At 31.3% G+C, this 12,072-nt stretch carries 11 protein-coding genes; 6 read left to right on the top strand and 5 right to left on the bottom strand.

Going from position 1 to position 12,072, the window contains the following annotated elements:
* Positions 1–33 precede the first annotated feature (33 nt).
* Positions 34–297: a DUF4834 family protein gene (locus ACNG5D_RS07590; RefSeq protein WP_418182896.1), complete on the bottom strand. Its 264-nt coding sequence runs from the start codon at positions 295–297 to the stop codon at positions 34–36.
* Positions 298–442: 145 nt separating this feature from the next.
* Here ACNG5D_RS07590 and ACNG5D_RS07585 point away from each other — a divergent pair, with 145 nt between their 5' ends.
* Together ACNG5D_RS07585 and ACNG5D_RS07580 are read left to right on the top strand one after the other, a co-directional pair.
* Positions 443–1,453, top strand: a complete 1,011-nt coding sequence (locus tag ACNG5D_RS07585) for a transporter (protein WP_418182895.1) — start codon at positions 443–445, stop codon at positions 1,451–1,453.
* Positions 1,454–1,481: 28 nt separating this feature from the next.
* Complete coding sequence (locus ACNG5D_RS07580; RefSeq protein ID WP_418182894.1) at positions 1,482–2,603, top strand: GTP cyclohydrolase; 1,122 nt, start codon at positions 1,482–1,484, stop codon at positions 2,601–2,603.
* A 62-nt stretch (positions 2,604–2,665) separates the two neighbouring features.
* Here the strand turns inward: ACNG5D_RS07580 and ACNG5D_RS07575 are convergent, their stop codons facing one another.
* The 3 genes from ACNG5D_RS07575 to ACNG5D_RS07565 all read right to left on the bottom strand — a co-directional run bounded on the left by ACNG5D_RS07575 (position 2,666) and on the right by ACNG5D_RS07565 (position 7,364).
* Positions 2,666–3,925 carry an aminotransferase class I/II-fold pyridoxal phosphate-dependent enzyme gene (locus ACNG5D_RS07575; protein ID WP_418182893.1) on the bottom strand — a complete coding sequence of 420 codons (1,260 nt, stop codon included), beginning with the start codon at positions 3,923–3,925 and terminating at the stop codon, positions 2,666–2,668.
* A gap of 248 nt (positions 3,926–4,173) precedes the next feature.
* Complete coding sequence (locus tag ACNG5D_RS07570; protein WP_418182892.1) at positions 4,174–5,214, bottom strand: PLP-dependent cysteine synthase family protein; 1,041 nt, start codon at positions 5,212–5,214, stop codon at positions 4,174–4,176.
* Between the two features lie 74 nt (positions 5,215–5,288).
* On the bottom strand, positions 5,289–7,364 hold the full coding sequence (locus ACNG5D_RS07565; protein WP_418183069.1) for a S9 family peptidase: 2,076 nt from the start codon (positions 7,362–7,364) through the stop codon (positions 5,289–5,291).
* A gap of 71 nt (positions 7,365–7,435) precedes the next feature.
* On the opposite strand from ACNG5D_RS07565, the gene ACNG5D_RS07560 reads away from it, so the two are divergent.
* Complete coding sequence (locus ACNG5D_RS07560) at positions 7,436–7,759, top strand: YbaB/EbfC family nucleoid-associated protein (protein ID WP_418182891.1); 324 nt, start codon at positions 7,436–7,438, stop codon at positions 7,757–7,759.
* A 278-nt stretch (positions 7,760–8,037) separates the two neighbouring features.
* Entirely contained in the window at positions 8,038–9,264 is a 1,227-nt protein-coding gene (locus tag ACNG5D_RS07555) for a hypothetical protein (protein ID WP_418182890.1), read from the top strand.
* Between the two features lie 140 nt (positions 9,265–9,404).
* Here the strand turns inward: ACNG5D_RS07555 and ACNG5D_RS07550 are convergent, their stop codons facing one another.
* Positions 9,405–10,427: a threonine aldolase family protein gene (locus ACNG5D_RS07550; protein ID WP_418182889.1), complete on the bottom strand. Its 1,023-nt coding sequence runs from the start codon at positions 10,425–10,427 to the stop codon at positions 9,405–9,407.
* A gap of 99 nt (positions 10,428–10,526) precedes the next feature.
* On the opposite strand from ACNG5D_RS07550, the gene prfB reads away from it, so the two are divergent.
* Both prfB and arsC read left to right on the top strand, forming a co-directional pair.
* A protein-coding gene (gene prfB / locus ACNG5D_RS07545; RefSeq protein WP_418182888.1) for a peptide chain release factor 2 occupies positions 10,527–11,637 on the top strand; the annotation gives its coding sequence in 2 pieces (ribosomal slippage) (positions 10,527–10,589 and positions 10,591–11,637; 1,110 coding nt in all).
* Between the two features lie 11 nt (positions 11,638–11,648).
* Positions 11,649–11,990, top strand: a complete 342-nt coding sequence (gene arsC, locus ACNG5D_RS07540; RefSeq protein ID WP_418182887.1) for an arsenate reductase (glutaredoxin) — start codon at positions 11,649–11,651, stop codon at positions 11,988–11,990.
* Positions 11,991–12,072 lie beyond the last annotated feature (82 nt).

Here is a 12,072-nt window from a genome sequence, read left to right as displayed (position 1 = left end):
CCATTAAATAATTAAGGATGCAGAAACTAACGACTACTCTATCTCCTCGTAATCGACATACTCACCAACAGTTTTGTTAGACGATTTGGTTTCAGGAATTTTATCAATAATAGTTTCCCCTTCCTTTTTTTTAGCCTCGTGCCTTTGTTGTTTTTGAAACTGACCAAATTGCCCGCCAAATTGCTCTTCGGCCTTTTTAGCCGCAAATTTCACTAAAAAAGGAGCGAATATTCTTGAAAGCACCTTAATTCCATAATACACTAAGGCAATTATAAGTATGGTTTTTAATAAACCCATTTTTTAATTTTTATTAATGATACAAAACAAAAATACAATTCTATCTGCTTAAAAAACGTTCAAGAATGATAAAAAAAGTATAAAATATCTATATTTGAAAAAGTCTTTAATATTTTTCAATAAAAAAAATAATAAACCAAAGATTATGAGCCCTTTTAAACCTACAATATTTCTACTACTAAGTTTGGTTACTACACAAGCGTTTTGCCAATACACAGATGTTATTAATTCTAACCGACCAGGTGTATCTAGAAGTGCCTTTTCTGTTGGAACAAATGTTGCACAATTTGAAATAGGTCCTTACAGCATTAAAGAGAAACGAACTCCAACAACAGCATATGAAATATCTGGATTTGGAATTGATTTTGCAGCACGATATGGACTACTGTTTGAAGAACTAGAACTAAATATTGAAGGTACATACCAAAACGACACCAAATCGTACCCAACTAATTTTTCACCTGAAGAAGATAGAGCTAATTTTAAATTTTTAGCTATTGGTGCCAAATATTTAGTTTATGACCCATACAAAAACGCCGAAGAAGATAAACCAAACCTATATAGTTGGAAGGCTAACAGACAGTTTAAATGGAAGTCCTTAATACCTGCAATTTCAGTATACTTAGGTGCCAATTACGACACCAAACCTAACCCGTATACTTATTCTGGAATTGAGGGGTTTAGCCCAAAAGTTATGATAGCTACTCAAAATAATTTTGCAGGAGGCTGGGTTTTTGTTATGAACCTAATAAAGGATAGAATAGGCACAGACCAATCAGATTTTCAATATATATTAACTTTAACCCATTCTTTTAGTCCAAAATGGGTTATTTTTGGCGAAACACAAGGTATACAAAGTGATTTTTATGCCGATAATCTTTTTAGATTTGGAGGCGCATATTTAATGGGTAAAAATTTTCAGTTAGATACCGCTTTAACTTTTAACACAAAAGACACGCCATCTGTTTTTAGTGTGAATTTTGGAGCTTCATACCGTTTAGATTTTCATAAAGACAAAGAGATTGACAACGGTACATCTGCCCTAGAAGAAGGAAATAGAAGAGCAAACAGAGCAGGAAAAAACAGAAAAAAGAACAAAAACACAGCCGAAAAAGTAAATAAACGCAAAAAGAAAGATATAGATTTTGATGAATAAAAAGCCATCAATATCATTATTATAAAATATGATTAAAATAAAAGAAGTAAAAAACAACAAAGACTTAAAGGCCTTTGTAAAATTTCCATTTACACTTTATAAAGATTCAGAATACTGGGTTCCTCCAATTATAAGTCAAGAAATGAAGACTTTTAACCGTAAAGAAAACCCTGTTTTTAACGATGCTGATGCTAGGTTGTTTTTAGCTTATAAAAACGGAGAGCTTGTAGGAAGAATTGCAGCTATAATAAACTGGCTAGAAATTAAAAACCAAAATCAAAAAAAAATGCGTTTTGGTTGGTTTGATTTTATTGACGATTTAGAAGTTTCAAAAACCTTACTCAATGAAGTAGAAAACATAGGAAAAACTCATCATTTAGAATATACTGAAGGCCCCGTAGGATTCTCTAACCTAGATAAAGTTGGCGTTTTAACCGAAGGATTTAACTCTTTAGCCCCAATGGTTACCTGGTACAACTTCCCTTATTATGCTAAACATTATGAATCTGCTGGATATGAAATAGAAAAATCTTATGCTGAAAGCAGATTCCCTTTCGAAAATGTAAAGCCAGAGTTTTTTAAAAAAGCACAAGAACTTATAAAAAAAAGATATCAGCTCACCCCTTTAAAGCTTACAAAAACAGAACAAGTTATGCCTTATGCTGATAAGATGTTCGATTTATTTAACAAAAGTTATGCTTCTTTATCATCATTCGTTGCAATTAACGATATCCAAAAAGCGTATTTTAAAAAGAAATTTATAAGTTTTATAAATCCTGAATATATAAAATTTGTCGTTGATAAAGATGATAATATGGTTGGTTTTGCTATTGTAATGCCTGGTTTTGCTTCTGCTTTACAAAAAATGAATGGTAAATTATTTCCATTTGGTTTTAGACACATCATGAAAGCTAAAAAAAATAGTAAAGATGCTATTTTTTACTTAATAGGAATTCATCCTGACTACCAAAACAAAGGTGTGCATGCTGTAATTTTTAACGAATATTACGAAACATTTAAAGAAAAAGGTATTAAAAATTGCTATAGAACCCCCGAATTAGAAGACAACGAAGCCATAAAAAAAATATGGAAACACTTTAACCCTGAAGTTTATAAACGTAGAAAGACATTCAGGAAAAGTATAGCATAAAAAAAAGCTCCAATTCAAGAATTTGAATTGGAGCTTTTTTTATTTTATAAGGAGGAATATGTTTACTCGCCCATCGCAGCCATTAAAGCAGCTGATAAACGCTTGTAGGTTCCATTATCTAATCGATCTCGTATAGCATCAAATGCATCTAAGGTTTCTTCAACATCTTGTAATGTATGTGTAGCTGTAGGAATCATTCTTAATAAAATTAATCCTTTAGGTATCACAGGATAAACTACTATAGAACAAAATATTCCGTAATTTTCACGTAAATCTTTTACTAAAGCCATAGCTTCAGGAATACTACCTTTTAAATATACAGGTGTTACACAACTTTGTGTTGTACCAATATCAAAACCACGAGCCTTTAAACCCGATTGTAATGCATCAACAATTGTCCATAAATTCTTTTTTAACTCAGGCATTGTTTTAAGCATTTCTAAACGCTTAAGTGCACCTACCACTAGTTGCATTTGCAAAGATTTTGCAAACATTTGGGAACGCAAATTGTATTTTAAGTAATCTATTATTTCTTGATCTCCAGCAATAAAAGCTCCTGTACTAGCCATAGATTTTGCAAATGTTGCAAAATACACATCTATATCATCTTGAACACCTTGCTCTTCTCCTGCTCCTGCTCCTGTTGCTCCTAAAGTTCCGAAGCCGTGAGCATCATCAACAAATAATCTAAAATTGAATTTCTTTTTTAAAGCAACTATTTCCTTTAAACGTCCCTGCTCACCTCGCATACCGAAAACACCTTCAGAAATTACTAAAATACCTCCGCCTGTTTGCTCAGCCATTTTAGTAGCACGTTCTAAGTTTTTTTCTAAACTTTCAACATCATTGTGTTTATATGTAAAACGTTTTCCCATATGAAGTCGAACACCATCAATAATACAGGCGTGCGCATCTACATCATAAACAATTATATCGTCTTTTGATACCAAAGCATCGATGGTAGAAACCATACCTTGATACCCAAAATTTAATAAATAAGCGGCTTCTTTACTAACAAAAGAGGCTAATTCATTCTGTAATTTTTCATGTAAATCTGTATGACCTGACATCATTCTAGCTCCCATTGGATATGCAGATCCATACTGTGCTGCCGCCTCGGCATCAACTTTACGTACCTCAGGGTGATTTGCTAATCCTAAATAATCATTAATACTCCAGGTAATTACATCTTTTCCTTGAAATTTCATACGGTTAGAAATTTCTCCTTCCAATTTAGGAAACACAAAGTAACCTTCCGCTTGAGACGCCCATTTACCTAATGGTCCTTTGTCTTTATAAATTTTTTCGAATAAATCTTTCATTTAGTAAATCTTATTGCTATTAAAATTAAGACATAACTATAACTTGACAATTACTTTTTTTTTACAGGAATTTAAATAATTAATACTTAAATTTAAAGAAGTCTTTAGTTCTTAGTTAGTAACTGCAAAATTAAATATTTTAATGGTTTGAACATAATTTTTAATGCTCAATTATTAACAAAAAATAAAAAGAGATGAACTTTTACTTAAACAGTAAAACTTCATCTCTCATATAATTTAATAATTAACTACTTTATGTATTGAATGTTTTGTGCAGCAGCTTCATTTACACTATCAAAAAAGCCTTGATCATTCATCCATTTATCGCTATACACTTTACTCATATATCTTGCACCGTGATCCGGATATATAACAACTACTAAGTCGTCTTTTTTAAATCGGCCTTCTTCACCTAATTGCAATAATGCTTGTGTAGCAGCTCCTGATGTATAACCTACAAACATACCTTCTGTTTTAGCTATCAACCTTGCGGTATGCGCGCTGTCTTCGTCGGTTACTTTAACAAACTCGTCTATAACATCAAAATCTGTAGCGGTAGGAATTAAATTTTTACCTAAGCCTTCAATTCTATAAGGGTAAATTTCTTTTTCATCAAACTCTCTTGTTTCATGATATTTTTTAATTACCGAACCATAAGCATCAACTCCTATTACTTTTATATTAGGATTTTGTTCTTTTAAAAATTTTGCTGTTCCAGAAATAGTCCCTCCTGTTCCGCTACATGCTAATAAATGTGTTATTTTACCTTCTGTTTGTTTCCAAATTTCTGGGCCTGTAGAATTATAGTGCGCATCTATATTTAGTTGATTAAAGTATTGATTTATGTAAACCGAACCTTTAATTTCGTTATGCAATCTCTTAGCTACTTCGTAATATGATCTAGGATCATCAGCACTTACATGGGCTGGACAAACATAAACTTTTGCCCCCATGGTTTTTAGCATATCTATTTTATCTGGTGATGATTTAGAACTTACAGCCAAAACACAATCGTACCCCTTAATAATACTAACCATAGCAATACTAAAACCTGTGTTTCCTGAGGTTGTTTCTATTATGGTGTCTCCTGGTTTAAGTATGCCTTTTTTTTCGGCTTCTTCTATAATATATAATGCTATTCTATCTTTGGATGAGTGCCCTGGGTTAAAGGATTCTACTTTTGCAAAGAAGTTTCCTTTAAACTTGGAAGCTATTCTATTAAGTTTAACAAGCGGAGTATTGCCTACTAAATCTAATACATTATCAAATACTTGATTTCTGTGTTTCATATAAGCTTTTTATAAATTGCAAATTAATATGTATTCACAATTTAAACCGGACAAAAATAAAACTTTTTTTTTTATTATCCATAAATTCCTTCTAAATCTAGTAGAAATGCATATTCTAAAGCGACTTCTTTCAAACTTTCAAAACGCCCAGATGCTCCGCCATGACCAGAATCCATATCTACATGTAATAATAATTTATTCGAGTCTGTTTTTAAATCTCTTAACTTTGCTACCCACTTTGCTGGTTCCCAATACTGCACTTGCGAATCGTGTAATCCTGTAGTAACAAGCATGTTTGGGTATTTTTTTGCTTCAACATTATCATAAGGTGAGTACGATTCCATATAATTATAATACTCTATATTGTTGGGGTTACCCCATTCATCATATTCTCCCGTTGTTAATGGTATAGACTCATCAAGCATTGTAGTAACTACATCTACAAAAGGTACAGCTGCTAAAATACCGTTATATAACTCGGGGTTTATATTAATAATTGCTCCCATTAATAAACCACCTGCAGACCCACCATAAGCGTACAAATGTTTATTTGAGGTGTACTTTTCTTTTATTAAGTGCTTTGAACAGTCTATAAAATCTGTAAATGTATTTTTTTTAGTTAGTAACTTACCACTTTCGTACCATTTACGACCTAAATACTCGCCTCCTCTTACATGTGAAATGGCATAAATAAATCCTCTATCTAACAAACTTAAACGTATGCTAGAAAATGATGGGTCTATGGTTGAGCCGTAAGAACCATAAGCGTATTGTAATAAAGGGTTGGTACCATTTAATTTAACGCCTTTTTTATAAACTAATGATATGGGTATTTTAACACCATCTTTTGCAGTTGCCCAAATACGCTTAGATTCGTAATTTTCTTTTTTAAACTTACCGCCAAGAACTTCCTGCTCCTTTTTAATTTCACTTTGTTTAGTTTTAAAATTATAGTCTATTACAGATCCTGGAGTATTTAATGCATTATAACCATACCTTAATATATTACTTTCAAAATCTGGGTTATTGCCAATAAAGGCTGTATAGGTTTTAGAGCTAAATGGCAAATAATAATCTTCATCGCCTTTCCAACTAATAATTCGCAACTTATTAAGCCCATTCTCCCTCTCATTAACAACCAAATAATCTTTAAAAATTTCAATATCTTCAATTAAAACAGATTCTCTATGCGGGATAACATCTTTCCAAAACTCTGTAGCTGTATCATTTTCATTCACTTTTGATACTTTAAAGTTTGTCGCATTGTTAATATTTGAAATAATATAAAAACTGTCATTATAGTGCGCTATATTATATTCTAAATCTTTAACTCTATTTTGAAATACCTTAAAATTACCATCGGGAGAATTTGCATTTAAAATACGGTATTCAGAAGATAATGTACTAGAAGCGCCAATTACAATATACTTTTTTGATTTAGTTTTATATACAAACGTATTAAAGGTTTCATCTTTTTCATGATAAACTTCTATATCAGCTTCACTCGTTGTAAACAGTTTATGTTTAAATATTTTATGAGAGCGAAGAGTAACTTCATCTTTCATAGAATAAAATAAAGTTTTATTATCATTAGCCCAAGTCGCACTTCCTGTTGTATTTAAAATTTTATCTGAATAAACTTCACCAGTTATTAAATTCTTAATTTGAATTGCGTATTGGCGTCTACTAACCGTATCTACCGAGAATGCTGCCATGGTGTTATCTGGGCTAATTGAAATACCACCTAAGTTAAAATAGGCATGATTTTTTGCCATTTCATTACAATCAAACATTACCTCTTCGTTAGCCAACAAAGTATCTTTTTTACGTACATAAACAGGGTAATCTTTCCCTTCTAGATATTTAGTAATATACCAATAACCGTTTAATTTGTAGGGCACAGAAGTGTCGTCTTCTTTTATTCTGCTTTTCATTTCTTCAAACAAAATCTTTTGTAAGCCTTCGGTGTGTTGCATAACTTGCTTAGTGTATGCATTTTCGGCATTTAAATAATCTATAACATCTGGGCTTTCTTTATCTCTTAACCAATAGTAATTATCAATCCTAGTATGATTATGAATTGTTAATTTTTGAGGTATTTTTTTAGCTACAGGGAACTTTATTACTTTTTTCAATGATGATGTATTTATTCTTAAAAATTAAAGCCTTCAAAAATAGAAAATTTAAATAGCTTTGTACTTAAATATTAAATTTTAAAATTATGTTTGGAGATATGATGAATATGATGGGTAAATTAAAAGAAACCCAAAAAAAGGTTGAAGAAACTAAAAAGCGTTTAGATACGGTTTTGGTTGATGAATCTAGTAACGATAACAAATTAAAAATTACTTTAACCGCAAACAGAGTTATTAAATCTATTGAAATTGATGATGATTTACTTGAAGATAAAGAACAACTTGAAGATTATTTAATTCTTACAATAAATAAAGCCATTGAAAAAGCATCAAAAGTCAATGAGGCAGAATTATCGGCTGTAGCTAAAGAAGGCATGCCAAATATACCAGGAATGGACTTATTTAAATAAATTATTTAGCAAAATACTTGATTAATTATACCTTTTAATATAGAAGGTATTTGTCTTTATTCTGCTAAAAAAAAGCAAAAAGCAATAAAACATATAACTAACTGATTAATAATATCATAATAAAACATAAACTTTTCTTATGAAATGTAAATAAAACCGACTAAATGTAATTAATATTTCATAAATCTAATAGTTTGGTATTTAGTCTAAAAAAACTGACATGAATAAACTCATCAAATATATTTGTAATAGTAAATTGTAAAAAACTATTTTATATTATGAAACACATTACCAAACTTTTATTACTAGCAATACTTGTTGTATTTGCTTCATGTCAAAACGAGACACTAAACGAGGGAGCATCTTCAATCGTTGAAGAAGAATTATCTATGGAAGACCAAATCTTGGTTTCTGATGGTGAAGAAGACGAAACATTCGTTTTAAACAATGATCTTGAAGGTGAAATGCCTGTTGAAGACTTAACGTTTTCATTATCAAGCAACACTTATGGCCATCACAATGGAGGTTCAGATTCTAACTCTGGCGGGTGTACTCCTGATTTAGAGGCTTTAGAATTAAGCTTACCAGAAACAATTAGTATTAAAACAACTGCTAACCCAGGAGATGATGCATATTTTGATTTTGATATTTTAAATACTGACCTAGCTGCTACTGGCCTAAAAGGATGGTGTGTTGATGTTGATTTAGATTTAGGTGTTGAAGGACCTTTAGATTTTGATGTTTATTCAAGCTACGAAGACTTACCTCAAGGTAAATTTGAAAACCCAGAAAACTTTGATAAAGTAAACTGGATAATGAATCAAAATTTTATCGGTCAAGAAAGCCCAACAGGTGGTACCTATACATTCGGTCATGTACAATGGGCTATATGGGAATTGATTGACGATACAAACTGTGCACTATGTACATACATAACTAACCCAATTGGAACTTGGGTTACAAATGCAACTTACAACCGTGAAAAAGCAAGAGAAATTCTACAGTTAGCGAATGACAATGGGGAAGGTTTTGTTCCTGGTTGTGGTGAAAAAGTAGCAGTAATCCTTATACCTGAAGGAAAGCAAGCCATATTTTACATGGTAGATGTACCAGAAAAAGAAGAAGAATGTAGTGACTGTGAAGGTAAAGTAACAAAGTTAGATTTAAAATTTGATTGGTGGCGTTCTAAAAAGATTGACATCTTACAAAGAAGAGAAAATTCTTGTTATGGAAAATGGATTTACAGTAATAGATGTGTAAAACCTGGTGAAGTTATTAACCTTTCTGGAGCTAACCATGATGGTACATTTGGTAAATATATTTACATATATATTAATGGATGTTACTACACTAAAATAAAAACAGATTGCGATGTTAATATTGGACCTGGATATTATAGAGGTGTATTTAATGTAGTTAGTGGAGAAAGTAGTAATGGTGGTGAATTATGTGAATACGTTCCTTCTTCACACTATAGCTGTAAAAGATACTGGTGGAGACATTAATAATATAACTAATCCTAAATAACCGTTACAGTTATTTATTGATTAAAAAAGTATCAAACATCATCTAAAATTATATAGTTTTAGATGATGTTTTTTTTATACATGCTTTTCTCTTTAAGCACATATTTTTTATTCTTACATCATAGACATAGAATACTCAAAAAATCTATTAGCTTATTATGCATAGAACTTGTATAATCTAAATGAGTAACCATTCGTAATTTTCTATTTCCCATACTAATAATACTTATATTTTTATCAGCCAACTGTTTTACAAATAGTTTTTCATTTACATCATCATGAAGCTCAAAAATTACAATATTAGTTTCTATTGGCTCTACAACTTTAACAACAGATAGCTTAGTAAGGAGCTCTCCTATTTCAATAGCTTTTTTATGATCTTCTTTAAGTCTATCTAAATTGTTTTCTAAAGCAAATAAACCCGCAGCTGCTAAATACCCCGCTTGGCGCATATTACCTCCAAAAATTTTTCTAATTCTAATAGCTTCTCTCATAATTTCAGAATCGCCAACTAAAACTGAGCCTACGGGACACCCTAAACCTTTACTTAAACATACCGATATAGTATCAAATACCTGTCCGTATTGTTTAGTGGTTTCATTATTTTTAACAATAGCATTCCATAAACGGGCTCCATCTAGATGAAGACCTAAATTATTGTCATCGCAAACTTTTCTAATCTTTATAATCTCATCAAAATTCCAACAAGCACCTCCTCCTTTGTTAGTGGTGTTTTCAATTTCCACTAAAGTTGTTTTACTATAATAATAAGCATCAGGATTAATAGCTTCTTCTACTTGCTTTGCTGTAAACATCCCTCTATTACCATCTATTAACTTACATGAAACGCCACTATTAAATGAAGCTCCGCCAGATTCATAATTATAAATATGGGCATATTTATCGCAAATAATCTGATCTCCAGGATTTGTATGAAGCTTTATTGCTGTTTGGTTAGCCATGGTTCCACTAGGAAAAAACAAAGCATTCTCTTTACCAAACATTTTAGCTATTTTGCTTTCTAAAACATTAATTGTTTCATCTTCTCTAAAAACATCATCGCCAACCTTGGCTTGCAACATTGATTGCAACATTGCTTTTGATGGTTTTGTTACAGTATCGCTTCGCAAATCTATTATCATTTCAAAAAAATTAATGAGTAAAGCTATAAAATTATATTAATAAATATTTTTAACTGCATTATTAAATCCTATTTTTGTTTAAAATAATTAAACTATACTATGATTACATCAGATCAAATTAAAGATCTTAACACCCGCCTTGACAAACTAAGGCACTATCTTTGACATAGATACCAAGCTTATAGAAATACAAAACGAAGAAGAACAAACCTTCGACCCTAATTTTTGGAACGATCCAAAAGCTGCCGAAACTGTTATGAAATCGCTTAGAGTTAAAAAAAAGTGGGTACAAGATTATAACAATCTTAAAACTTTTATTGAAGACTTAGAAGTTATTTATGAGTTTTATAAAGAAGAGGAAGCGACATTAAAAGACGTAGAAAATAGATACAATAAAGCTGCAACTTTATTGGAAGATATAGAATTTAGAAACATGCTTTCTGAAGAAGGTGATAGCTTAAGCGCTGTTTTACAAATAACAGCCGGAGCTGGCGGCACAGAAAGTTGCGATTGGGCTAGTATGCTTATGCGTATGTACCTTATGTATGCCGAAAAAAGTGGTTTTAAAGTAAAAGAGTTAAACTTTCAAGAGGGAGATGTTGCTGGTATAAAAACAGTAACTTTAGAAATTGAAGGCGATTTTGCCTTTGGTTGGTTAAAAGGCGAAAATGGAGTACACAGGCTAGTTCGTATTTCACCTTTTGATAGTAATGCTAAACGACATACTAGTTTTGCTTCGGTTTATGTATATCCACTTGTTGATGACACCATTGAAATAGAAATAAACCCTGCAGATATTGAAATAACAACAGCCAGATCAAGCGGAGCTGGTGGGCAAAATGTAAACAAAGTTGAAACCAAAGTACAATTAACACATAAACCAACTGGTATACAAATTTCATGTTCTGAAACACGTTCGCAGCACGATAACAGAGCTAGAGCTATGCAAATGCTTAAATCGCAATTATACGAAATAGAACTTCAAAAACAATTATCACAACGCGAAGACATTGAAGCTAGTAAAATGAAAATTGAATGGGGTAGCCAAATTAGAAACTACGTTATGCACCCATACAAATTAGTTAAAGATGTTAGAACAGCACATGAAACCGGTAATGTAGATGCTGTTATGGATGGAAACATAGATGCCTTTTTAAAATCGTATTTAATGGCCATGGGACAACAAGTAGAAGACGACAATCAACTATAAACAAACCAATTATGATAAAAATATACCATAATAATCGATGTAGTAAATCGCGTTGCGGACTAGAAATTTTAGAAAAATCTGGTAAAAATTTTGAAATTATTAAATACCTTGAAAACAATCCATCTACTAAAACACTAACAGATATTATAAAACTGTTAAACATAAAACCTGTAGAATTGGTAAGAAAAAATGAGGCTGTTTGGAAAGAAAACTTTAAAAACAAAACTTTAAGTGATTCTGATATTATTGCTGCAATGGCTAAGTACCCCAAATTAATTGAGCGCCCCATAGTTATTAACGGAAATAAAGCCGTAATAGGAAGACCTCCAGAACTTATTTTAGATATAATATAGCCAATTAATTAAGTTTTCATTAACATAACTTTAACCTATTACCATTAAACCTTAAGCTAAATTTGCTGTCAAATTTATTAAA

Origin of the sequence: Algibacter ulvanivorans (assembly GCF_048381495.1) — a bacterium.
GTDB lineage: Bacteria > Bacteroidota > Bacteroidia > Flavobacteriales > Flavobacteriaceae > Algibacter_B > Algibacter_B ulvanivorans.
The sequence above is the reverse complement of the archived record's forward strand: the minus strand, read 5'-3'. Positions and strand labels throughout refer to the sequence as shown.

Coding starts and splice junctions, on each gene's coding strand:
- ACNG5D_RS07590 (WP_418182896.1), bottom strand. CDS start 297: ATGGGTTTATTAAAAACCATACTTATAATTGCCTTAGTGTATTATGGA.
- ACNG5D_RS07585 (WP_418182895.1), top strand. CDS start 443: ATGAGCCCTTTTAAACCTACAATATTTCTACTACTAAGTTTGGTTACT.
- ACNG5D_RS07580 (WP_418182894.1), top strand. CDS start 1,482: ATGATTAAAATAAAAGAAGTAAAAAACAACAAAGACTTAAAGGCCTTT.
- ACNG5D_RS07575 (WP_418182893.1), bottom strand. CDS start 3,925: ATGAAAGATTTATTCGAAAAAATTTATAAAGACAAAGGACCATTAGGT.
- ACNG5D_RS07570 (WP_418182892.1), bottom strand. CDS start 5,214: ATGAAACACAGAAATCAAGTATTTGATAATGTATTAGATTTAGTAGGC.
- ACNG5D_RS07560 (WP_418182891.1), top strand. CDS start 7,436: ATGTTTGGAGATATGATGAATATGATGGGTAAATTAAAAGAAACCCAA.
- ACNG5D_RS07555 (WP_418182890.1), top strand. CDS start 8,038: ATGAAACACATTACCAAACTTTTATTACTAGCAATACTTGTTGTATTT.
- ACNG5D_RS07550 (WP_418182889.1), bottom strand. CDS start 10,427: ATGATAATAGATTTGCGAAGCGATACTGTAACAAAACCATCAAAAGCA.
- arsC (WP_418182887.1), top strand. CDS start 11,649: ATGATAAAAATATACCATAATAATCGATGTAGTAAATCGCGTTGCGGA.